Raw genomic sequence first — 22,948 nt, forward strand, 5'->3', positions numbered from 1 at the left:
CAGATTGGAGACTGAAGCATGAAGACCCGCGCCGCCGTCGCGTTCGAAGCCAAGAAGCCGCTCGAGATCGTCGAGGTGGACCTGGAAGGGCCGAAGCAGGGCGAAGTGCTGGTCGAGATCATGGCGACCGGCATCTGCCACACCGACGCCTACACGCTTGATGGGTTTGACAGCGAAGGCATTTTCCCCTCGATTTTGGGTCACGAAGGCGCTGGAGTGGTGCGCGAGGTCGGGCCGGGCGTGACCAGCGTGAAGGTCGGCGACCACGTGATCCCTTTGTACACGCCGGAATGTCGCCAGTGTAAGTCGTGCCTCAGCGGCAAGACGAACCTCTGCACCGCGATCCGCGCAACGCAGGGCAAGGGCCTGATGCCCGACGGCACGAGCCGGTTCAGCTACAAGGGTCAGCAGATCTTCCATTACATGGGCTGCTCGACCTTCTCGAACTTCACGGTGCTGCCGGAGATCGCGGTCGCGAAGATCCGCGAGGACGCGCCGTTCAAGACCAGCTGCTACATAGGGTGCGGCGTGACCACGGGCGTCGGCGCGGTGGTCAAGACCGCGAAGGTCGAACCTGGCGCCAACGTCGTCGTTTTCGGTCTTGGCGGCATCGGCCTCAACGTCATCCAGGGCGCGAAGCTGGTCGGCGCGAACAAGATCGTCGGCGTCGACATCAACCCCGACCGCGAGGAATGGGGCCGCAAGTTCGGCATGACCGACTTCCTCAACACGAAGGGCATGAGCCGCGAGGACATCGTCGCGAAGATCGTCGAGATCACCGACGGCGGTGCGGACTATACGTTCGACGCGACGGGCAACACGGAAGTGATGCGCACAGCGCTCGAGGCCTGCCATCGCGGCTGGGGCACCAGCATCATCATCGGCGTTGCAGAGGCCGGCAAGGAAATCGCTACGCGCCCGTTCCAGCTCGTCACCGGGCGCAACTGGCGCGGCACGGCGTTTGGTGGGGCCAAGGGCCGGACGGACGTTCCCAAGATCGTCGACTGGTACATGGACGGGAAGATCGCGATCGACCCGATGATCACGCACGTCCTGACGCTCGACGAGATCAACAAGGGTTTCGACCTGATGCATGTGGGCGAGAGCATCCGCAGCGTCGTCGTTTACTAGGGAGGACCGGATGTTCAGCCATGTGATGCTGGGATGCAGCGACCGCGAGAAATCGCGGCAGTTCTACAATGCGACGCTGGGCGCTCTTGGGATCAGGCCCGGTACGGACATGGGCAAGTCCGATTGGTGGATGACGCGCGAGGGTGCTTTGGGCATCGGTGCGCCTCTCGACGGCAATGCCTGCAGCCACGGCAACGGCTCGACCATTGGCTTCAAGGCGCCGAGTCCTGAAGCGGTCGATGCTTGGCATGCAGCCGGCGTCGCCAACGGCGGAACGTCGATCGAAGACCCGCCCGGAATCCGCGATGCGGGCTTCGGCAAGATGTACCTCGCTTATTTGCGCGACCCGGATGGCAACAAGCTGTGCGGCTATTACCGGATCCCGGCGGACGCGTGACGCTGGAGATCGTCAGCGAGAACAAGGCTCACGGCGGGCGTCAGCTCGTCGTGAAGCATGGATCGAGTGCGACCGGCACCGACATGACCTTCTCGATCTATCTGCCGCCGCAGGCCGAACAGGGCGGCAGGCTCCCGGTCGTCTGGTACCTGTCCGGGCTCACCTGCACGCACGCTAACGTGACGGAGAAGGGCGAATATCGCGCCGCGTGTGCGGAGCTTGGCGTGATCTTCGTGGCACCGGACACGAGTCCGCGCGGCGAAGGCGTTCCGGACGATCCTGCTGCGGCTTACGACTTCGGTCTTGGCGCAGGCTTCTACGTCGATGCGACGCAGGACCCTTGGGCCAGGAACTATCGCATGTGGACCTATGTCACGGAGGAGCTGCCTGCGCTGATCGCGGGTGAGTTCCCGGTTGACGGCTACCGACAGGCAATCACCGGCCATTCCATGGGCGGGCACGGCGCGCTGACAGTCGCCCTGAACAATCCCGATGCGTTTCGAAGCGTGTCCGCATTTGCGCCGATCGTCGCGCCGAGCCAGGTGCCTTGGGGCCAAAAAGCGCTCGCAGGTTATCTTGGCGAGGATCGCGGTGCGTGGCGTAAGCATGACGCGGTTGCACTGATCGAAGATGGCGCGCGGATCCCCGAGCTGCTGGTCGACGTCGGCGATGCGGACCCATTCCTCGAGAAGGAATTGCGGCCGGACTTGCTCGAGCGTGCGTGCGCGGATGCAGGGATTGCGCTGACGCTGCGGCTGCAACCCGGCTACGACCACAGCTATTACTTCATCTCGACCTTCATGGCCGACCATCTGCGCTGGCATGCGGAGCGCCTGCGCTGATCGGCGAGTGGTATTGGGAGGCTGTCTGCGTCGGAACGGCGCTGGCCTGCGGATTGCTGATCGGCATCGAACGCGGGTTCGACCTTCGCGAGCTTCGGTCGGGCACTCGCATTGCGGGCGTTCGAACGTTCACCCTGGTCGGTCTGGTTTCCGGCCTGGCAGGTCTTGCCGGCCGAGTTGGTCAGCCGTTCGCAGCCGGCGCGATGGTTGCAGGCGCGGTCGCCGTCCTTGCGATTGGCTATGCGCATCGGCCCGAGCTGACGAAGAAGCCCGACGCAACCACTCCCATCGCCGCACTTGCGACGGTTGGGCTCGGCTTCATCGCGGGGTTCGGCGAGCCTGGCTTCGGAATAGCTGGCGCGACGATCGTCACGTTGATCCTGGCGTTGAAGGCAGAGCTGCACGGGTTCCTCGACAAGCTCGATGAAGACGACGTCAAAGCCCTCGCACGATATGCGGTCATAGCCGGCGCCGTCCTGCCGTTCCTGCCGAGCGGTCAATACGGGCCCTTCGGCGCGTGGAACCCGCAGAAACTGTGGCTGGTGGTGGTTCTCGTCACCGGCTTCTCCTTTCTCGGTTACGTCGCGAACCGCATCTTCGGCGCGCGTCACGGGACCATCGCGACGGCGCTGATCGGCGGCGCCTACAGCTCTACGGCAGTCACGCAGTCGCTGGCGCAACGGCTCGGAAGCGAGCAGCAGGGCGGCGCAGAGCCGGCCGGGATCGCCCTCGCGACGGCGGTCATGTACCTGCGCGTGCTCCTGCTGATCGGCATCCTCGCAACGCGGGTGCTGGTGCCCTTCGCGATCATCCTTGCGCCGGCGATCGTCGTCGCATGGGGCGCGGGATTCTGGCTCTATCGCAAGGCGCCCAAGTGCGACGCGCCCGCGCCGCCGGGCAATCCCATCGCCATCCTGCCGGCGCTGGGGTTCGTGGTCTTCGTGGCGTTCGCTGCCGTCGCTGCCAAATGGGCGGCCGGACGGTTCGGCGAGCAAGGCATCGCGGTGCTGCTGCTGATCGTCGGATCGACGGATGTGGATACGGCGATCATCACCTTGGGCGGGTTGTCGGCCGCGGCGATCTCACCTTTGCTGGCCGCAATCGCGATCGCCGGGACCATCATCGTCAATATGGCCGTCAAGATCGGCATCACCTTGGCCTATGCGGGGCGTCGGGGATATTCGGCTGTCGTGGCGATGACCGCGAGTGTGGTCGTTCTCGCCCTCATGATCCTCCTCGCTTTACTGAGGCTGCACGCGTGAAGAACCGCGATCTCGTCGCGGCAGGGGCCCTGCTGGCAGGGCTGGCCGTCATTTTCGGAGCGTTCGGTGTGCATGCCCTTCGCACGCACATCGGACCTGAAGCGCTTGGCTGGTGGCATACCGGCGTCGAATATCAGATGTGGCACGGGCTGGCGGTACTCGCGCTTGGAGTATCGGATAGGCCTTGGGCGCGGCTGCCGGCCTGGCTGATGATTGCGGGCGCCGCGATCTTCAGCGTGACGCTTTACGCAATGGCGCTTGGCGCGCCGCGGTGGTTGGGCGCCGTCACTCCGGTGGGCGGATTGTTCATGATCGCCGGATGGATGCTCGTCTGCTGGCGGGCAGCTAACCTAGAATGATCCGCTGGGGCATCCTTGGCCCGGGCGGAATTGCTCGGAAGTTCTTCGCGGCCGCGCAGCAGTCGAGCACTGGTCAGGTCATCGCGCTCGGTACGCGCGATCCACGTCGTGAGCTTGCCGCGACCTTCCCGGGCGCGCGGATTCACGGAAGCTACGAAGGGCTGCTTTCGGATCCGGATGTCGATGCGATCTACATCGCCACGCCGCATCCCTTTCACGCTGAATGGGCGATCAAGGCGTCACAGCACGGCAAACATGTGCTGTGCGAGAAGCCGCTGGGAATGTCCTCGGCCGAGGCGCGGGCGATGTTCGCGGCAGCCACTGAGGCCGGAACGTTCCTCGGGGAGGCCTTCATGTACCGGCTTCATCCGATGACGCGGTCCATCGTCGAGCTCGTGAAGTCAGGACGCCTCGGTGGGGTGCGGCTGATCAAGGCGAGCTTTGGCTTTGCCGCGGAAGGGCTCCATTCCGGCCACAGACTCATCGACCCGAGTCTGGGTGGCGGCGCGATCCTCGATGTCGGCTGCTATCCGGTTTCGGTGGCGCGGCTGATAGCGGGCTATCAATGCGGCGCGGTCATCGAGCCCCAGGAAGTATGCGGCATCGGCCAGATCGGACCGACAGGCGTCGACGTTCTCGCCTCCTGCCTGCTCCGCTTTCCCAATGGCATCGTTGCCGACCTGAGCTGCTCGATCACGGCAGCACAGGACAATGTGCTGCACATCATCGGGGATGATGGCCGCCTCGAGGTGGACACTTTTTGGCGCGGGACAGGCCACGAAGGGGGGAGAACCGCGCTTCGCCTCTACGACAACAGCGGGACGCTCGAGGAAATCCCATTCGAGGAGCCCGGCAATCTCTACGGCTTCCAGTTTGATGTTGCGAACCGGGCGATTGCGGCAGGTAAGACGCGATTTTCCTACCCGGGGATGACCGAGACGGATTCGATCGGCAGCGCCGACGTGCTCGACCGCTGGCTCAAGCAAGTTCACGCGACGCAGTAAGCGTGGTGACCCCAACGGGACTCGAACCCGTGTTTTCGCCGTGAAAGGGCGACGTCCTAGACCGCTAGACGATGGGGCCTGCGTGGAAGCGCTGAGCCGTTAGGCGAGGGGTCTCGCAGCGTCAAGCAAGTGCGGCGTCTTCGACGTGCATCTCTGCGGCATTTCCGCCGTTCCACTCGTCGCGCTTGATCGTTCCGGCGAGCCACCAGCGCCTGTCGCCGGGGGAAGAGAGGAGCGCCTGGCCGAGTTCGCTGGCTGCGCTGCGGAAGGCGATCCACTTGAATGTCTTGCCATCGTTGCCCGCCGCGAGACCGCGGACGTGGCCGTCTCCCACGACGCTTGTTCTGATCAGCCGAGCTGGGCCTGCAGCCACGCGAGGGCTTGGCCAGCCGGCGCCGTAGGGCCCGGCGGAATCCAGGGCATCGCAAAGGTTTCCAGCGACCCCGCCTGGAGCCAGCAACGCGTCGAGCAGCAGAGCCCGATCATCGCGCGCCTTTTCGACGTCCGCTCCGAGCCGCTCGTTGATGAAGTCCCGGAACGGCTCGAGGCCACCCGGCGCCATGGTCAGGCCGGCTGCCATGGCGTGGCCTCCGCCGGCGACGAGCAGACCGCTTTCCTTGGCGGAAAGCACAGCAGCGCCGAGATCCACGCCAGAGATCGATCGACCGGAGCCCTTGCCCATCCCGTCCTCACCCTCGGCAATGACGATTGCCGGCCGGCCGAACCGTTCCTTGATGCGACCTGCGACGATGCCGATCACGCCGGGATGCCAGCCCTGGCCCATGACGGTAAGAACGGGAGCACCGTTGAGCTTCGCCGCCTGTTCGTCGGCCTGCTCGCAGACGAGCATTTCGATCGCGCGGCGCTCTTCATTGAGGCGGTCGAGTTCGGCGGCGATCTCGCGCGCCTCATCCGGGTCGGTTGAGGTTAGAAGGCGCACGCCGAGGTCCGACTTACCCACTCGCCCGCCAGCGTTGATGCGCGGTCCAAGCGCGAAGCCGAGGTCGCGGCAGCTTGGCGGCTTCACCAGGCGCGCCGCTTCGGCGAGGGCTGCCAGGCCAATGTTCTGCCGCGCGGCCATGACGCGCAGGCCTTGCGTGACGAAGGCACGGTTGAGGCTCTTGAGGCGAGCGACGTCCGCCACCGTCCCCAGAGCAACGAGATCGAGCAGATCAAGGATCTTGGGCTCGGCCAGCGCTTCGAAGAAACCCCGGCTTCTCAGCTCGCGCAGGAGCGCGACGCCGAGGAGAAAGGCCATGCCGACAGCGGCGAGATGGCCGTGTGCCGCCCCATCCTCGCTTTCGTCGAGGCGGTTCGGATTGATCATCGCATGAGCCAGCGGGAGCAGGCTTGCGCATTGGTGATGATCGACGACGATCACGTCGAGATTGGCAGTAGCCGCCTCTTCGAGGGCTTCGAAGGCCTGCGCGCCGCAGTCGACGCAGATCGCGAGAGCGGCTCCGCGAGCCTTCAATTCGACAAGTGCTTTGCCTGAGGGTCCGTAACCCTCCATCAGTCGGTCGGGGATGTAGACGATCGGCTCCGCGCCCAAACGTCTCAGCAGGAGCACGAGCAGGGCCGAGCTCGTCGCGCCGTCCACGTCATAGTCGCCGAAAATCGCAATCGTTTCGCCCTTCTGGACCGCATCGGCGAGCCGATGCGCGCCCTTGTCCATGTCCTGAAAACAGGACGGATCGGGCAGGAAGTCGCGGATTCTAGGGTCGCGGTGACGCGGGAGATCGTCGCGGGCAACGCCGCGGGCGAGTAGTAGTTCATCGACCAGGGTATCCATGCCGATCGACGGATCTGCAGGCCGCCGCCAGCGCCATGGCTGTCCGCTAATGGATCGTTCGATGTTCAGCGCCGCTGTCACAGCGGCAAGGTATGACTCGGGGATTCCGGGGTCTAGAGGCCGCGGTGCGCGAGGTCGTGATATTCTGTGGATACGCGCCGGATCGTGCCCGTGCTCGCGCGCATGACGACGCTTTCCGTGGTCACGCCGGACTTGGAGCGGTGAACGCCCTTTAACAGCGATCCGTCGGTGACCCCCGTCGCAGCAAAGATGCAGTCGCCCTTGGCCATGTCGTGGAGCGTGTAGACGCGGTCCAGGTCCTCGATGCCCCAGCGGCGCGCACGCGCGATTTCGTCGTCGTTGCGGAATACGAGACGGCCCTGCATCTGCCCGCCGACGCAGCGGAGTGCGGCAGCGGCAAGAACGCCCTCAGGCGCTCCGCCCGTGCCGATATAGACATCGATGCCGGTTTCGGGGTCCGTCGTCGCAATTACGCCGGCGACGTCGCCGTCGGGGATGAGCTTCACCCCGCAACCCATGGCACGCAGCTCGGCGATAATCGCCTCGTGGCGCGGACGGTCCAGGACGCAGGCGGTGATCTCATGCGGTTGGACGCCCTTGGCGCTGGCGATGGCGCGGATGTTTTCGCTCACGGAGCGGGTGATATCGATCGTGTCAGCGGCATAGCCCGGACCGACCGCGAGCTTCTCCATGTAAGTGTCAGGAGCGTTGAGCAGGCCACCGCTCTCGGCAATCGCCAGCACCGCCAGGGCATTGGGACCGGCCTTCGCCGTCAGCGTCGTGCCTTCGAGCGGATCGAGCGCGATATCGATCTTCGGCGCGTCGTCGTCCTGCGCACAGCCGACCTTCTCGCCGATGTAGAGCATCGGCGCTTCGTCGCGCTCGCCTTCGCCGATAACCACGGTGCCACTAAAAGGCAGTTCGTTGAGCGCAGCCCGCATCGCTTCGACCGCCGCTGCGTCCGCTGCCTTCTCGTCGCCCCGCCCGATAAGCTTCGATGCCGCAATAGCGGCCGCCTCGGTCACCCGAACCATTTCCAACACGAGGACCCGGTCGAGGATATGGCTGGACGAAGCATCGGCGCGATACATAGAAGACTCCCCTGTGAGCGGCATGAGGAGCCGATAGGAGGGCTAGCCGTCCTCGTCCACCGTGTGCTGGAGCAGCTCGCTGCGAACTCTTACCGCTCGCGAACCCACCCATGTCTCGGCCAGGAAAACGGTGAAGCCAGCGCCGATCGTCAGCATGGATCCGATGAACAGCAACGCGATTGGCGTGCCGTAGTGCCGGTTGGTGAGGCTGGCGAGGAACAGGAGTGCGACCAGCAGGCAGGTCAGCACGGCCGAGACGACCGACAGAAAAATGGCCTTGCTGACCAGGCTCATCCGGCGGTCGAGGATTTGAAGCTCACCGATCCAGCGGTCATGCTCAGCACCTCGGCTTCCGAGCAGCCGCGGCTCGATATCGCGCGAACGGTCGACGATCCGCGACAGGCGAGATGCGCAGACATTCAGGAACGCGCCGATACCGCTCAGCAGGAAAACCGGGGCTACGGCCAGCCGGATGATGTCGGCTACCGTGGAAACGGAAAAGGTCGGCGACGTGTCGAACATGCCGCCTTATGCCATCGGCGGCGGACTGAAGGTCAAGGGCTGGCCGACTGTTCGTGGCAGCTTGCGACCTCAAGCAACATCAGCCCGTTGACCACAAAGCTTGCAGCGAGAACCCAGGCGAAGCTCGCGACCAATTCGGTGGTCGGGCCAAACAAGCTGATGATGAGTGTGGATATTGAAAGCCCTGCCGCCAGGAGCACCGCGAGCAGGAAGTCCATTCCCGCGGACAGGGCAGTCCAGGTGCGGACCGAGCCCCGGGACTCTCGGCTGCCGATGGCGAGGATCAGGCTGCGGATCAGGAGCCATCCGATGATCGGCACGACCATCGGAAAGAAATGAGTCTGCGGGTTCACGATGAAGAGAAGGCCCGCAAGCGCCGTTACTGCGCCGGCCGCCATGGCGAACGGCCGCGCCTCGCGCCGCAGCGATCCCGCGATCAGCTCAATGAACCCTGCCGCGATCAGCAGCGCCCCGATCATGTCCGATGCAATGCTCTTCCCAGCAGGAAGGAATGCGGCACCGATGCTTAGGAGGATGATGGCAATGCCGGCGACGCGAGTACCCCTTACCCGCGCCCGATCCGACCATCCCTGACGAGCACCTGTTGCCAAAAGCCGTTCCTCTGTCGTGCGGCGAACACAGCCGAAGCGCCGGAGTTCCCTGGATCGTTACGGTGCGATCACGCGCAGCGCGCCCTTGCGAATACGATATTCGAGTGGAGAAGTTGCACCGATCACCTCTCCGTCGAGAGAGACTGGAATGACACTGCGCCGGCTCGACACACGCAGGCGCTCGACGCCGTCGATCCGTTCCATATCATCGTCGCGTTCACGGTTGAACAATGCGCGGACGCTCGCGGCCACGAAGCCAGACCGAGTCTTCTTGCGCATCACCATCACGCACAACTGCCCATCCTGCAGGCTCTCGCGGCGACCCGGCGCCCCGAGATCGATGCGGTAATCGTTGTTCCCGACGAACAGCAGCGGCGTGTCGACGCGCTCCTTCTCATCATTGACGGTGAGCGTCAGCCGCTGATGGCCGAACCGCGCGAGCGTGCGGATCGAAGCCACAATCATCGCCAGCTTCTTGCTGCGGCCCAGGCGCTTCCGCTGCAGGTCGCGGTCGATCACCATGAGCGGATAGAGGCCGACAGCGCTGTTGTTGATGAAGATTCGGTCGTTCATTTCCGCCACGTCGACCTGACGTTCGCTACGAGCCGCGATCAGCTTGGCGGCTTCCGTGAGGTCCGTCGGGATACCGAGATCTCGAGCGAAATGGTTCAGCGTTCCGAGCGGCAGAACGCCGAGCAAGGTTTTTGCGCCCACAAGCGCCGAAGCCGCCGCACTGATCGTCCCATCGCCGCCCCCGACGACGAGCAAGGGAACGTTGCGCTCGACTGCTGCGCGGCACCGCACGGCGCACTGCCCTCCGTCTAACAATTCGATGTCCGCGTCCACGCCCGCGGCTTGCATGGCCTCCTTTACCTTCTCATCGATCTTAGGATCGGCAGAGGCGGTGCCGCCGCCCCGATTGATCAGGACTGGAACGCGCACGCTTACGAACGCAACCGTGCAGCGCCTGTCACGTCAGCTTTTCGCGGGCGTGCACTGGCCAACGTTCTTGGCATCGACGCGCATCTTCATCGTCATCTGCTCCTGAGGCGTGCTGCCCTCGTTGGTCGCGGTCATGGTCATGGAATAGCTGCGCGGCCCGTAGGTTCCCGACAGTGCCATCGTCTGCTTCGCATTCGGGTGGTCGCAGAGCATCTTCAGGTCGATCTTGCCCCTGCCCCAGTTGAAATGCTCGTAGCGGCAACTCTTGTCGGCGCCGGTGAAGAACTTCTCTCGCGGACTCTTTGCTTCTTCCGGGGAAAGGCAGACTTCATGAACCTGCGGCTGCTTCATGGCTCGCTGGACCGCGTCCTTGGCTTCTTGCGGCATGCCTGGCGCATCAACCGAAAGGAGCGTGACCGTGCGCTGCCACCGACCAGGATCGATGAACTTGTCATCGCCGCGCTCGCTCATCGCGTTGGCGACCTCTTCGACCGAGGCGTTCTTCATCTCGACACCTTTGTTGTTGCAGCCGGCGAGCATCGCCAGGACGACCGGCACCACGGCAACATGTCTCATCTGCTTTCCCCCTTGTCGCGCCGGGGGCGAGCATAAAGGATGTACCTTCGTAGAACCAGCCAACGCCGCCGCGTACACTGCCGAGGCGGGTATCAGTCGCTTTCGTATGGATAGACTTTGAGCCCCCGAATCTCTCGAGCGCGAAGCCATGCCCGCTCGAGCGAGGCGTAAGCGCGTTCTATTTCGATGGGATCAACTCGGAATATCTTGGGGCGGTGCAGAATGGGGGCAGACATCGCGACGCCCTATCTGCGTGAAATGATAGCGCTCTCAACTGGATCAGGGTTGGGCGAATTTTATTCCAGCTCACCGCCCCTGAAGAACCGCTGGGCGAGAAGCTGCAACGATCGCGATATTGCATCGCGTGAAGAACGGATGTGAGCGTCTGAAGCCACCCTCGACTCAGTGGCCCTGGAGATGTGATCCCTTGTTTCCGCAGCTATGCGGTCGAGATCATTCCTGTGGGAAATAGCCATGTCTAGCTCCCGGTTCATCAGCGGGAGCGCGACGATTGGTCTCTCAGCCACCGGCATGCTGGGTCAGCCCGAGCCGGCGATGCAAGATGAACAGCCGCACGAGCCGTTTGTTCCAGGGTCTATCCCGGAGGCACGCCCTCCCGCCGTTCATCGAGACGGATGCGGAACAACCGTAGAGTTCACGAGTAAATCGGCATCAACCGCAATACCTACTGACATGAGTGAATCGACTCTGCGAAAAATTCGATGAATTATAACGGCATGGCTGACGGGGGGCGGATAGTTGGCAAGGGATCGGGCGCGGCTCCGCAGCCCGACGATCAGCCGCTGCCGCTCGAGCTTCCGCAGGGCATGTTCACGGGCCCGGGCCTCATGGCGCTCGCCGACCTGCTGCCGGTCATGACCGCCTTCGTCGACCGCGACCTCATCTACCGTTTCATGAACAAGCCGCTTGCCGAATGGTTTGAGCGGCCGCGTCGAGACATGATCGGGCACTCGATGCGCGAAGTGCTGGGCGAGAAGGCGTTCGAGGAGCGCAGGGCATTCATCGAGGCTGCGCTCGCTGGTGAACAGGTCAGTTTCGCTGCGACCTTCGACCACCCGACGCGCGGTCTGCTCGCGGCGCAGAGCAACTACACGCCGTGGCTCAACCCGACCACCGGGGAGATCGACGGCATTGTCGTCGTCATCACCGACATCACGGAGCAGCGCGCCTCTGAGATCGCACTGCGGGAGAGCGAGGCGCGGTTCCGGCGCATCGCCAATAGCGCGCCCGCTCTGATGTGGGTGACCCGGCTCGATCGCGTGCGCGACTTCGTCAACGATACCTATGCCGAGTTCGCGCTCGGTCCGGAGTTCGATCCGGACGAGGCACGGCTGCTCGATTGGCGCGATCGGATCCACCCCGACGATGTTGATCGGGTCGTGGCGGAAAGCATCGCCGGTGAAGCATCAGAGAAGCCGTTTACCCTCGAGGCGCGCTACCTGCGCCACGATGGCGAATATCGGTGGCTACGCACTGTCTCACGACCGCGCTTCGGGAGCGAAGGCGATCTGATCGGCTTCATCGGCGTCGGCACCGACATTACGGTGGCCAAGGAAGCGGAGCTGGAACTTCGCCGCCAGGTTGAGGAGCGGACCGCCCAGCTCGCTTCGTCCGAAGCGCAGTTCCGCGCCGTGTTCGAGGCGGCGCTTGAAGTGATGGTGCTGCTAGAGCCTGACGGCACGGTGCTCGCCGTCAACAACCGGCGCGAGCTGTGGCGGCACCCGAACCCGCAGGAAGGCATTGGCGCGAAGCTGTGGGAGGCGCCGACAATGCGTGCCTATCCCCAGCACGTTCAGGTGATGAAGGACGGCATCGCCAAGGCGGCGAGCGGGGAGATCTTCACCACCGACATCAAGATGGAGCGGGAGGGCGTTCCGACCGCCTATCTCGACGTCTCGGTACAGCCGGTTCGCGGGCCGAGCGGAGACATCATCTATCTCCTCTTCGAAGCGCGCGACGTCACCGAGCTCAAGACCGCTCAGGAGCAGCTTCGCCAGAGCCAGAAGATGGAAGCGCTCGGCCAGCTCACCGGCGGCATTGCGCACGACTTCAACAATCTGCTGACCGTCGTCGTCGGAGGCCTCGACATCATCACCAAGCGCGAAAACGACCAGAAGCTGAAGCGATACGCGGAGAATGCGCTGGCGGCGGCGGAGCGGGGAGCGCGGTTGACGGGCCAGCTGCTTGCGTTCAGCCGGGTACAGCGGCTCGAGGTGCGGCCGACCCATGTCGCGCCGCTGATCCAAAACATGAGACCACTGCTCCGTAACGTGCTCGGGCCGGGCATCGAGAAGCGGTTCGATCTCGACGACGTGATGATGCCGGTGATGGCTGATCCGACGCAGCTCGAGGTCGCGGTCCTCAACCTCGCCATCAACGCCCGCGACGCCATGCCGGACGGCGGGATTCTCACCTTCGTGAGCAGGCCACTGAACGTGAAGGACGATCCCGAGCTCGAGGATGGCGAATATATCGAGCTTTGCATCAGTGACACGGGTTCAGGCATGCCGCCCGAAGTTGCGGAGCGCGCATTCGAACCGTTCTTCACGACCAAAGAGGTCGGCAAGGGAACCGGGCTCGGTCTATCCATGGTCTACGGCATGGCGCGCCAGTCGGGCGGAGCTGCTCGACTCGAAAGCGCATTGGGTAAGGGCACGAGCGTGCGATTGCTCTTCCGGAAGGCCGACGGAGTCGTTGCGGACGTCGTCGCCGGAGGATCGGAAGAGATGGCGGCCCCTTCGAGAAAGCCAGCACCTCAGTCAGTGCTGGTCATCGATGACGATCCCGATGTTCGCTCTTTCATTGCCACGACGCTCGAAGAGCAAGGCTATCGCGTGAGCGAAGCTAGCGATGGCCGGGAAGGGTTGGCGAAGATCGCGAAAAACCGTCCTGACTTGGTGGTAATCGACTTCATCATGCCCGGATTGTCGGGCGCAGAAGTGGCGAGCCGGATCCTGGCGGACGCGCCTGAGCAGCCGATCTTGTTCGTGTCCGGCTATAGCGAAACCGAGGCCGTTAAAAGCGCTGCGCCGGACGCCCCGGTGCTGGCCAAGCCCTTCCGCGCGGACGCGCTCGACAAAGCCGTCCGATCCGCGCTCACTCCCCGGTGAACGCGCAGCCGGTTCGCGCGTTATGCGGGCATGTTGGTGTCCATTCTTGCGTTATTTGCAACTGCTGCAGCCCAACCCGCGGCCGCTACAGAGCGGCCGACGCAGGCTAGCATCCACGTCGGGCCGGAAGCGCGCGACCTGTTCGAACGGGACTGGGTGCTGATGAACTGGGCGCTAAAATTCCACGACAGCAACCGCGACATCTTGCTGGAGAGTGATGAGGCGCAAGCCGCGGCCGATGAATTCCGTAGCATGGCCGATACCAACCACGACGGCCGCGTGACGCCGGACGAATATCGCGCCGCAAGAGCCTTCATTCTGGCGCGATACTAGCTTTCAGCCGCTTGCCCGCACTTCCGAAGCTCGCATAGTGCGTGGGTTCGGAAGGAGGTCCGATGACAGCTGCTCAAGAGATCAACGCCAAACTCAAGGCGCTCGGCGACTGGCGGGGTGAGACCCTTTCCCGTTTGCGAACGCTTATCAAGGAAGCCGATCCCGACATCGTCGAGGACGTGAAATGGCGCAAGCCTTCGAACCCGTCGGGCGTGCCGGTGTGGGAACATGCCGGCCTGATCTGCACGGGTGAAACGTACAAGGACAAGGTCAAGCTGACCTTCGCGCAGGGCGCGTCGATCGACGATCCGGCCGGGCTCTTCAACTCCAGCCTCGACGGCAACACGCGACGCGCGCTCGACCTGCGCGAAGGCGATTCAATCGACGAGAAAGCGTTCAAGAAACTGGTCGAAGGCGCTGTTGCGCTCAACCTTGCCAAGAAGCGTTAGACCCTAGGCCATTCCTGCCGACGCCTGCGTGCGCTATTGAACCGCCCTCGAAGCGGCGCGGGGGCGGCCATGCTGATCGCACTTCTGATACCGGTAATTCTTGCGGCCATTGCTTATGCGGTGATCCTGGTGCGTGCAGCGATTGCTCGTGGAGCTTTACCTAAGCTCGAGGCCGTGGTGCTCGGCGCAGTGACCAACTTCTTCGACACGCTGGGCATCGGATCGTTCGCGCCGACCATGGCTTGGTTTAAGTTCAGGCGCATGGTTCCGGATCGGCTCATCCCTTGCACGATGCTTGTCGGGCACACGCCGCCGGCAATCGCGCAAGGCATCATTTTCCTCATTCTGCTCGGCGTCGCGGTCGATCCGTTCCTGCTTGCCGGGTGCATGATCGCACTGCTGATGGGAGCTTTGCTCGGCGCGCCTATTGCGGCACGTGCTCGCGTTTGGATCGTGCAGGCAGTCGTTGCGGTTGCCTTGATCATCGCCGCGGCAGTTTATGCTGCGACCAACCTCAACCTGATGCCGGGGGGAGGTACTGCAGCATCGCTGCCGCCGATGCTGATGACCATCGCGATCGTTGCGAACTTCATCATCGGAGTGCTGCTGAACTTCGGCATCGGCAGCTACGCGCCGACGCTGGTCCTGCTGAGCCTGATGGGCATGGACCCGCGGCTTAGCTTCCCGATCATGGCTGGCGGCGCTGCTCTCGCTGGTGCGGGCGCTAGCGCCCGTTACATTGCGTTCGGCGAAGTCGACCTGCGCGTCGCCACGGGCATTGCCATCGGCGGAATACCGGCGGTTCTGGTCGCAGCCTTCATCGTCAAGAGCATGCCGCTGACGACGCTACGATGGCTCGTCGTGGTCGTAGTGGTCTACGCGGCCATCGTGATGATCAGGTCCGCCATTGCGGGCAGGAATCAGCCGCCATCGCCGAGCTTGGAACGAGCGGAAGCCACATAGCTGCGCTGCAGGTTGGCGGCGTCAGGCCTGGACGGGCTGAATGATCAACTGCTCTTCGAGCGCCGTGACCTCACGCGCTCGATAATCATAGGCGTCGGCGAACTCGAGATGCCGTTGCCGCACGATGCGGTTCGTTGAATTACGCGCCGCCTCACGCTCCTCTTGAGCGCGACGACCAAAGTAGATGCCGTCCTTTTCCATATGCCGCCCCGTCGGCCGAACAGGTCACTCGCGAGTCGGCCTTGTGGACAATGTATGCCCAATCGGAGATTTCGTTAATGCACTTAAACACTTAAGTAGCTTTACTGACCGTCTCGTCAGGTCATGCCCGCCGCGCCACATCAGCGATGGCCTGAGCGAAAGCCGCCGGCGCTTCCTGCGGCAGGTTGTGGCCGCTCCCGCCGGTGATCGTGCGGTGCTCGTAATTGCCCGTGAACTTGGCGCGATATGACTCGGGCGGCGGATGCGGAGCGCCATTGGCGTCCCCTTCCATGGTGATCGTCGGAACGCCGATCGTCGGTGCCGACGCGAGCTTGCGTTCGACGTCGGCGTAACGCGCCTCGCCTTCCGCCAGGCCGAGGCGCCACCGGTAGTTGTGAATGACGATCGCGACGTGATCCGGATTGTCGAACGATGCCGCCGACCGGTCATAGGTGGCGTCATCGAAATTCCATTTCGGCGAGGCCAGCTTCCAGATGAGCTTGTTGAAGTCGCGCCGGTTCTTTTCGTAGCCGAGCCGCCCCCGCTCGGTCGCGAAATAGAATTGGTACCACCATTGAAACTCGGCTTGCGGGGGTAACGGCTGCTTTCCCGCTTCCTGGCTGCCGATGAGATAGCCGCTGACGGCAACCAGCCCCTTCACCCGCTGCGGCCAAAGCGCAGCGACGATGTCCGCCGTTCGGCCGCCCCAGTCGAAGCCGCCGAGGATCACATGTTCGATCCTCAGCGCGTCGAGAAGGTCGACGGCGTCCTGCGCTAGCGCCGCCGGCTCGCCATTTCGCATGGTCTCCGCCGACAGGAAGCGGGTCGACCCATAGCCGCGAAGGAAGGGCATGATCAGCCGAAAACCCTGTTTCGCGAGGATCGTCGCAACCTCCGCGAACGCGTAGATATCGTACGGCCAGCCATGGAGCAGGAGCACTGGAGGACCATTTGCAGGCCCCGCCTCAGCGTAGCTGACCTCCAGCGCTCCAGCTTTGATATTTCGAAGCGGCGCTAGCGTCGCGGCTTCAGCCATGCTGAGCCGTCCGAGCTGCGTTGTCGCGAGCGCTGCTGCAGCGCCGCGGCAGAAGGTTCGACGATCGGTCATGACAAGGCGGGCCATGCTGGAGCGAGGTCGTGCATCGCCGCCCTCTAGCCGATCAGGAGCTGCGCACCGAGCGGAAGGTTTCGCGCATATCCTCGGTCAACAACTGCGGCTGTTCCCACGCCGCGAAATGCGTCCCAACCGGATGCGCCTTGTAGAAGACCAGGTGCGGGTATGCGCTGCGCGCCCAGCTTTCCGGTGCTTGGTAGATCTCCGAGCGGAAGGCGCTGACGCCCGTTGGGAGCGGAAGCCCGCGCGGGTCGAAGAAACCGCCCTTTGCGTTGCGGTTCTCCCAGTAGAGCCGAGCGGAGGAAACGCCGGTGTTAGTCAGCCAGTAGAGCGTAACGTTGTCGAGAATGTCGTCGCGGGTGAGGCCTGCTTGCTTCCCGTCGAATACCTCGGCGATCAGACGATAGCTCTGGATGTCGTGGTCCAGGATCCAGGCCGCCAGACCGACTGGAGAATCTGCGATGGCGTAGAGCGTCTGCGGCCGCTGCGTCATCTCGTTCGCGTAGCCGAGGCCGTGGACGAAGAAGTCGGTCAGCTGATCCCAGGCGTGCTGCTCGTCAGACGAAAGGTTGGCGGGCGGCGGCCCGGCCGGCAGCGCCTTCCGGATCGGCTCGGGGAGCGTCGCCGACATATTGGTGTGAATTGCCAGCAGGCCAGGTGGCTGCTGGAGCGCCATCGTTTCGCTGATCGCATTGCCCCAATCGCCGCCTTGGGCGACGTAGCGGTTGTAGCCGAGCCGGTTCATCAGAGTTGCCCAAGCCTTCGCGATCTGCGGCACATCCCATCCGGGCGTGGTCGGCCTGGCGGAGAAGCCGTAGCCCGGCAGCGACGGGATCACGACGTCAAACGCATCCGCCGCCGTGCCGCCGTGGGCGGCCGGGTTGGTGAGCGGTTCGATGATCTTCAGCTGCTCGATAATCGATCCGGGCCAGCCGTGAGTGATGATCACTGGAAGCGCGTTGGGATACTTCGACTTCACGTGAATGAAGTGGATATCCAGGCCGTCGATGTTGGTGACAAAGTTGGGATAGGAGAAGATCTTCGCTTCCACCTTTCGCCAGTCGTGCTGGTTGGCCCAAAAGTCGGCGAGCTTCTTCATGGTCGCCGTCTGCACGCCTTGCGTGTCGTCATTCACCGTCTCGCGGTCCGGCCACTTAGTGGCCTTGATGCGCCGTTTGAGGTCGGCGAGCTCGGCGTCGGTCGCATGATATTTGAACGGGCGGATCGAGGTGTCGCCGCTTTGCTCCGCTGCGGCCGCCCCGATCACGGATGTGTCCGATATGGTCACCGTTGGCGTCGGCGTTGCTTCGGTGACTGTCTGCGCACCGGGCGGTGGAGATGGCGGTCGCGTGGAAGCGTTCGCGGCGGAGAACGGAATGAAGAGACCGGCCGATCCGATGACAGTCGAAGCCAGGAAATGGCGGCGGGCAATCAGCGGACGGAATCCGTGCATATTCATTCTCCTGAGCAAGCTGAGACGCATCACTCGGCCGTGGAGAATGCTGGTGCGCAACGGAGCACGCGGGCCGGAGGCGGGCCTGCTCTTCGAGCGCGAGTCGGGTCAACCGGGGTAAATCGGGGGTCAGGCGATCAGTCGGTAGCCGACCCCTGGCTCGTTGATGATGAGCGTCGGAAGCGAGGGTTGTTCCTCGAGCTTTTGGCGCAGGCCCCGAATGGCGACGCGGAGATATTCGGTCTGGCCGACATGCGCCGGGCCCCAGACGGAACGCAGTAGGTTCTCGTGGGTGAGGACGCGTCCGGGATGCTTCGCGAGCTCGGCCAGGAGATCCCATTCCTTCGGCGTGACGTGCACTTCGGCGCCGTTGCGGCGGATGTTGCGGGCGAGCAGATCGATGATCACTGACCCCGCCTCGACCACCTGGCGTTCGGCTTCCGATGCGAGGCGTTGGCGGAGAGAAGCGCGCACCCGGGCTAGCAGCTCCTCCGTGTCGAACGGCTTGGTCACATAGTCGTCGGCACCGAGATCGAGCGCGGCGACCTTCTGATCGGTCTGATCCCTGGCGGAGACCACGATCAGCGCCGAGCGTGGCTCCTGGCGGAGCAAAGTCACCAGCTCAAGCCCGTCGCGGTCGGGCAGGCCAAGATCGAGAAGGACGAGGTCGGGCTTGTCTATCGCCTTGGCGTTCAGCGCCTCGCGCGCATTGCTGGCCTCCACGACGGCATAGCCTGCGCGACCGAGCGTCGCCTTCAGGAGCGTTCGAATCTGCGGCTCGTCATCGACGACGAGGACCTTGGCGAGACTAGCCGCCATGCGCCGCTTCCACGGATGATATGACCAACGCTGGTGGGAATAGCAGCGTGAACTTGGCGCCGCTCACCTCCCAGCGGTTGGCGGCTAGAACCTTCGCGCCCATCGCTTCGGCGAAGCCTTTCACAATCGCGAGGCCGAGCCCCGCGCCTCCTTTGCGATCGGAGCCGGCAATGCGGCTGAACGCGTCGAGAGCACGCTCGCCGTCCTGTGCAATGCCGGGGCCTTCGTCCTCGACGGTGAGCCGCACTTCGCTGCCGCCGCTCGTCGCGGCGATCCGGATGTTACCGTCGCCAGAGTAGCGCCAGGCATTGTCGACGAGGTTGATGAGGCAATGATGCAGGAGCTGCGGGTCCGCTCTGACGAGCGGGAGATCGGGCGGAAGATCGATGTCGATCCGTTGCTGCTCAATGTTCCTGAGATCCTTGAGCGCAGCGGATACGGCATCGACCAGATCCACTGCTTCGACATGCAAGGCGACGGCGCCCGCTTCGATGCGAGCCATGTCGAGCAGGTTGGAGATGTACCGCTCCAGCTTCGCGGATTCGCATTCGATGGTCGAGACCAACGCAGGATCGTCCGCGCCTTCGCGGCGAAGTTCGGCGGCCGCGCCGATGATGGATGTGAGCGGCGTGCGGAGATCGTGGCCCACCGAAGAAAGCAGCGCCGAACGCAAGCGATCCCGCTCACGAAGCGATGTAACCTCGTGCCGATCGCCCTCTGCGCGCACGCGCTCAATCGCGAGCGCTAATTGATCGAGCAGGTTGGTGAGGAGCGGCAGATCGTCGTCCCCGACAGGAATCGAGCCGTCGTCTCGCGCGACCCCAGCCAGCGCGAGCACCCGGTCGCTCGCGCGCACAGCATGAAATTGCCACTCAGCAGGTTGGCTTCTGTCGGTACCGCGGCCTGCAGGAGCGCCAGATTCGAAGGTCAGCGCCGCCGCGGCCACGTCGCTCGGCGTCAGGCGATTGCCCTCCGGGACGGCAGCGATCACGGTCGGCCTTGGCGCACCGGACAATATCATCGCGTTACAGTTGAACAAGCGGTTCAGCTCGGCGCACGCGACATGCGCCATCTCCTGCTCGGTGCTGCAAGTCAGGAGCTGACGCGCGAAGCCGGCTATAGTGGCATTACGGGCAGCGTGAGCGGCCGCGAGACGAGCCTGGGCGCGGATCGCCGCCGCAAGCTGGCTCGTCACCAAGGCCACCGCGAGCAGAACGATGACAGTCACCACGTCGGTGACGCGGTCCATCCGAAACGTGTGGACGGGTGCGGTGAAGAAGAAGTTGTAGGCGAGAGCTGCGGCGAACCCGCCGACCAGTCCGGGCCCCAGGCCCCAGAGCGCAGCGGCCGCAAGAACGGCGGGCAGATAGACCATGTCCACCGCGGCCGTTCCCCACCGAGGCGCGATCCAAAGACCGATCAAGGTGGCAACGGCAACCATTGCGAGCGCGCCCGCATAATTCTGGATCACGCGCAGGATATTCGGCTCCGGGCGCTCGCCTAAAGCTGGAAGCGGATCATGTCTCGCCATGGCTGATAAATCGGCCTCCACAGCCTCGAGGTCCATAGCCGAGGGGCCGTTCTTGCCCCTCGCTCACTATTCCTGGCCTGAATCCACATAGAATCTTTATGCGAGTGCAGCCCACATGAGCGCGATGGATGCAAAAGTGTCGAACCCCGCGCCGCACGCCGACAATATGCCTGACCATCACGGGCCGAAGGAAACGCTGCCGAAGCTGATGCTTGGCGCGATTGGCGTGGTGTACGGCGATATCGGTACCTCGCCGCTGTACACGATGAAGGAAAGCTTCCTCGGGCCGCATCCGCTTGCCGTCGATCCGCTGCACATCTTCGGCGTGCTCAGCCTGATCTTCTGGACGCTGATGCTGATCGTCAGCCTGAAATATGTCGGGGTCGCGATGCGCGCGGACAATCGCGGCGAAGGCGGTTCGTTCGCTCTGCTGTCGCTGATCGCGCGCAATCTGGAGGGCAAGAAGAAGTGGGCGCCCACCCTGATCATGCTTGGCGTCCTGGCGACCTGCCTCTTCTACGGCGATGCGATGATCACGCCGGCGATTTCGGTTCTGTCGGCGGTCGAAGGCCTGACGATCGTCCAGGCGCAGCTTCAGCCCGCCGTGATACCAATCTCGATCGCCATTCTCGTCGGCCTCTTCCTCGTGCAGTCCCGCGGCACAGCCAAGGTCGGCAACCTCTTCGGCCCGGTCATGATCCTCTATTTCGCGGTACTCGCTACCCTGGGCGTCGTGAACATCATGGCGCATCCGGAGATCGTCGGGATCCTCAATCCCATCTGGGCAGTGAAGTTCTTCGCCTACAATCCGAAGCTCGCCTTCCTGGCATTAGGATCGGTGTTCCTGGCGGTGACCGGCGCCGAAGCCCTTTACGCAGACATGGGCCATTTCGGGCGCAAGGCCATCAACATGAGCTGGCTGACGCTGGTCTATCCCTGCCTTGTGCTGAACTACATGGGTCAGGGCGCCCTTTTGCTCAGCCACCCTTCGGCGGCGACCAACCCCTTCTACCTGCTCGCTCCGGAATGGGCGCGGCTTCCGCTTGTGTTCCTGGCGACCGTCGCGACTATCATTGCCAGTCAGGCGGTGATCTCCGGCGCGTTCTCGGTGACACACCAGGCGGTGCAGCTCGGCTTCCTGCCCCGGCTGAAGACAGAGCACACCAGCGAGAAGGCACTCGGCCAGATCTACATTCCGGCAGTGAACTGGGGCTTGCTCGCGATGGTCGTTATCCTGGTGATCGGCTTCCGCGAGTCCGGCCGCTTGGCCTCCGCCTATGGCATCGCGGTTACCGGCACCATGCTGATCACCTCGGTGATGCTCGGCGTCATGATGCTTTACGTGTGGAAGTGGAACCGCCTCGTAGCGGTGGGCCTGACTGCGCTCTTCCTGATCGTCGACGGCGCATACTTCGCGTCGAACATCACCAAGATCCCCGACGGCGGCTGGTTCCCGCTGCTGATTGCCGCCATCAGCTTCACCATCCTGACCACTTGGGCGAAGGGGCGGCAGCTGATGCGCGAGCGGCTCGCGACCTCGGCCTTGCCGCTGCCCGTGTTCATCAAGTCGGTAACCAAGTCGGTGCACCGCGTGCGCGGCACGTCGGTGTTCCTGTCGGCCTCATCCGAAGTCGTCCCGGCCGCCTTGCTCCACAACCTGAAGCACAATCAGGTGCTGCATGAGCGAGTGCTGATCCTCCACGTGAACGTCGAGGAAGTGCCTCATGTCCCGCAGGAGAAGAGGGTAGAGTTGCATGCTGCCGAAGAAGGCTTCTTCCGCGTGATCCTGCATTACGGCTTCATGGAGGAGGTTGACATCCCGCGCGATCTCGCCGGCATCAAGACCTGCGGCGAACCCTTCAACATGATGAGCACCAGCTTCTTCCTTGGCCGGCAGAAGCTCATCCCGTCGAAGAAGGTGCCGGGAATGACCTTGTGGCGCGAGAAGCTGTTCGCGTGGATGCTGAAGAGTTCCGAAAGCGCGATGGAGTTCTTCAAGCTCCCGATCAATCGTGTCGTCGAGCTTGGAAGCCAACTCCAGATCTAAGCGCCAACCCGCACTTTCCGATACCTAACATCCTTTAGTGTTGAATGGCCGAGCCGGGCCTATGGTTGCTTCGTGGAAGATATTGAGCAGACTGAATATTTCCGCCGCCGCGCGGAGGAAGAGCGAGCCGCCGCCGAGAAGGCGAGAGACGAGCGCGCTGCGCAGTCCCACCGGGCACTGGCAGCCCGCTACGATGCGAAGGCCAACGGCAGCTCCGTAAGGGAAATCGGCAAGGGTCCGCCGGAAGAAAATGGCGGTACGTTGAGCAACGATTTCACCATCCTTCCCTGAGTTTTCGATAAGTTCAGCTTATCGAATCGCGCGACCGTTTCGTTGGCTCGCACTCGTCTTGTAAGA

The 22,948-nt window shown here is 63.5% G+C and carries 23 protein-coding genes and 1 tRNA gene; 12 read left to right on the forward strand and 12 right to left on the reverse strand.

The window, feature by feature from the left end; translation table 11 throughout:
• Positions 1-18 precede the first annotated feature (18 nt).
• From AC4GYV_RS12625 to AC4GYV_RS12650, 6 genes are read left to right on the forward strand one after another with little or no spacing between them, the layout of a single operon-like run.
• The gene (locus tag AC4GYV_RS12625) at positions 19-1,131 is read left to right on the forward strand and encodes an S-(hydroxymethyl)glutathione dehydrogenase/class III alcohol dehydrogenase (protein ID WP_491101053.1); all 1,113 of its coding nucleotides are present in this window, start codon (positions 19-21) and stop codon (positions 1,129-1,131) included.
• Positions 1,132-1,141: 10 nt separating this feature from the next.
• Positions 1,142-1,528, forward strand: a complete 387-nt coding sequence (locus AC4GYV_RS12630) for a VOC family protein (RefSeq protein ID WP_491101054.1) — start codon at positions 1,142-1,144, stop codon at positions 1,526-1,528.
• A 2-nt stretch (positions 1,529-1,530) separates the two neighbouring features.
• A complete protein-coding gene (gene fghA, locus AC4GYV_RS12635; protein ID WP_491101604.1) occupies positions 1,531-2,370 on the forward strand; it encodes an S-formylglutathione hydrolase in 840 nt (279 codons plus the stop codon).
• Positions 2,371-2,411: 41 nt separating this feature from the next.
• Positions 2,412-3,632, forward strand: a complete 1,221-nt coding sequence (locus tag AC4GYV_RS12640) for an MgtC/SapB family protein (protein WP_491101605.1) — start codon at positions 2,412-2,414, stop codon at positions 3,630-3,632.
• Complete coding sequence (locus tag AC4GYV_RS12645; protein ID WP_491101055.1) at positions 3,629-3,991, forward strand: DUF423 domain-containing protein; 363 nt, start codon at positions 3,629-3,631, stop codon at positions 3,989-3,991. The genes AC4GYV_RS12640 and AC4GYV_RS12645 overlap by 4 nt, the downstream gene beginning before the upstream one ends.
• Positions 3,988-4,995: a Gfo/Idh/MocA family protein gene (locus AC4GYV_RS12650; protein ID WP_491101056.1), complete on the forward strand. Its 1,008-nt coding sequence runs from the start codon at positions 3,988-3,990 to the stop codon at positions 4,993-4,995. The genes AC4GYV_RS12645 and AC4GYV_RS12650 overlap by 4 nt, the downstream gene beginning before the upstream one ends.
• Before the next feature lie 3 nt (positions 4,996-4,998).
• Here AC4GYV_RS12650 and AC4GYV_RS12655 read toward each other — a convergent pair.
• The 7 genes from AC4GYV_RS12655 to AC4GYV_RS12685 form a co-directional block, all read right to left on the reverse strand.
• Positions 4,999-5,074, reverse strand: a tRNA-Glu gene (locus AC4GYV_RS12655).
• Positions 5,075-5,116: 42 nt separating this feature from the next.
• Complete coding sequence (recJ, locus tag AC4GYV_RS12660; protein ID WP_491101057.1) at positions 5,117-6,868, reverse strand: single-stranded-DNA-specific exonuclease RecJ; 1,752 nt, start codon at positions 6,866-6,868, stop codon at positions 5,117-5,119.
• Positions 6,869-6,900: 32 nt separating this feature from the next.
• Positions 6,901-7,899: a class II fructose-bisphosphatase gene (gene glpX / locus AC4GYV_RS12665; RefSeq protein ID WP_491101058.1), complete on the reverse strand. Its 999-nt coding sequence runs from the start codon at positions 7,897-7,899 to the stop codon at positions 6,901-6,903.
• A gap of 42 nt (positions 7,900-7,941) precedes the next feature.
• Positions 7,942-8,421, reverse strand: coding sequence for a DUF2721 domain-containing protein (locus AC4GYV_RS12670; protein ID WP_491101059.1), 480 nt, complete (start codon positions 8,419-8,421; stop codon positions 7,942-7,944).
• A gap of 32 nt (positions 8,422-8,453) precedes the next feature.
• Positions 8,454-9,032: a hypothetical protein gene (locus AC4GYV_RS12675; protein ID WP_491101060.1), complete on the reverse strand. Its 579-nt coding sequence runs from the start codon at positions 9,030-9,032 to the stop codon at positions 8,454-8,456.
• A 57-nt stretch (positions 9,033-9,089) separates the two neighbouring features.
• Positions 9,090-9,974, reverse strand: a complete 885-nt coding sequence (locus AC4GYV_RS12680) for a diacylglycerol/lipid kinase family protein (protein ID WP_491101061.1) — start codon at positions 9,972-9,974, stop codon at positions 9,090-9,092.
• A gap of 33 nt (positions 9,975-10,007) precedes the next feature.
• Positions 10,008-10,550, reverse strand: a complete 543-nt coding sequence (locus AC4GYV_RS12685) for a DUF3617 domain-containing protein (RefSeq protein ID WP_491101062.1) — start codon at positions 10,548-10,550, stop codon at positions 10,008-10,010.
• A 737-nt stretch (positions 10,551-11,287) separates the two neighbouring features.
• On the opposite strand from AC4GYV_RS12685, the gene AC4GYV_RS12690 reads away from it, so the two are divergent.
• The 4 genes from AC4GYV_RS12690 (at position 11,288) to AC4GYV_RS12705 (ending at position 15,426) form a co-directional block, all read left to right on the forward strand.
• Positions 11,288-13,681 (forward strand): PAS domain-containing protein, encoded by a 2,394-nt coding sequence (locus AC4GYV_RS12690; protein ID WP_491101063.1) that lies wholly within the window; start codon positions 11,288-11,290, stop codon positions 13,679-13,681.
• A gap of 36 nt (positions 13,682-13,717) precedes the next feature.
• Positions 13,718-14,014, forward strand: coding sequence for a hypothetical protein (locus tag AC4GYV_RS12695; RefSeq protein WP_491101064.1), 297 nt, complete (start codon positions 13,718-13,720; stop codon positions 14,012-14,014).
• A gap of 62 nt (positions 14,015-14,076) precedes the next feature.
• The gene (locus AC4GYV_RS12700; protein ID WP_491101065.1) at positions 14,077-14,463 is read left to right on the forward strand and encodes a DUF1801 domain-containing protein; all 387 of its coding nucleotides are present in this window, start codon (positions 14,077-14,079) and stop codon (positions 14,461-14,463) included.
• Positions 14,464-14,532: 69 nt separating this feature from the next.
• On the forward strand, positions 14,533-15,426 hold the full coding sequence (locus tag AC4GYV_RS12705; protein WP_491101066.1) for a TSUP family transporter: 894 nt from the start codon (positions 14,533-14,535) through the stop codon (positions 15,424-15,426).
• Positions 15,427-15,447: 21 nt separating this feature from the next.
• On the opposite strand, the gene AC4GYV_RS12710 is transcribed toward AC4GYV_RS12705, so the two are convergent.
• The 5 genes from AC4GYV_RS12710 to AC4GYV_RS12730 all read right to left on the reverse strand — a co-directional run bounded on the left by AC4GYV_RS12710 (position 15,448) and on the right by AC4GYV_RS12730 (position 20,544).
• Positions 15,448-15,627, reverse strand: coding sequence for a hypothetical protein (locus AC4GYV_RS12710; protein ID WP_491101067.1), 180 nt, complete (start codon positions 15,625-15,627; stop codon positions 15,448-15,450).
• A 121-nt stretch (positions 15,628-15,748) separates the two neighbouring features.
• Positions 15,749-16,735, reverse strand: coding sequence for an alpha/beta fold hydrolase (locus AC4GYV_RS12715; protein ID WP_491101068.1), 987 nt, complete (start codon positions 16,733-16,735; stop codon positions 15,749-15,751).
• Positions 16,736-16,787: 52 nt separating this feature from the next.
• Positions 16,788-18,194: an epoxide hydrolase family protein gene (locus AC4GYV_RS12720; RefSeq protein WP_491101069.1), complete on the reverse strand. Its 1,407-nt coding sequence runs from the start codon at positions 18,192-18,194 to the stop codon at positions 16,788-16,790.
• Positions 18,195-18,323: 129 nt separating this feature from the next.
• A complete protein-coding gene (locus AC4GYV_RS12725) occupies positions 18,324-19,013 on the reverse strand; it encodes a response regulator (protein WP_491101070.1) in 690 nt (229 codons plus the stop codon).
• Positions 19,003-20,544, reverse strand: a complete 1,542-nt coding sequence (locus tag AC4GYV_RS12730; RefSeq protein ID WP_491101071.1) for a DUF4118 domain-containing protein — start codon at positions 20,542-20,544, stop codon at positions 19,003-19,005. Before AC4GYV_RS12730 ends, AC4GYV_RS12725 begins: the two co-directional genes overlap by 11 nt.
• Before the next feature lie 124 nt (positions 20,545-20,668).
• Between AC4GYV_RS12730 and AC4GYV_RS12735 the strand changes: the two genes are divergently transcribed.
• Entirely contained in the window at positions 20,669-22,591 is a 1,923-nt protein-coding gene (locus tag AC4GYV_RS12735) for a potassium transporter Kup (RefSeq protein ID WP_491101606.1), read from the forward strand.
• Positions 22,592-22,663: 72 nt separating this feature from the next.
• Positions 22,664-22,882, forward strand: a complete 219-nt coding sequence (locus AC4GYV_RS12740; protein ID WP_491101072.1) for a hypothetical protein — start codon at positions 22,664-22,666, stop codon at positions 22,880-22,882.
• The last annotated feature ends 66 nt before the right edge of the window (positions 22,883-22,948 follow it).

It is taken from the genome of Sphingomonas sp. SP4, assembly GCF_058313375.1.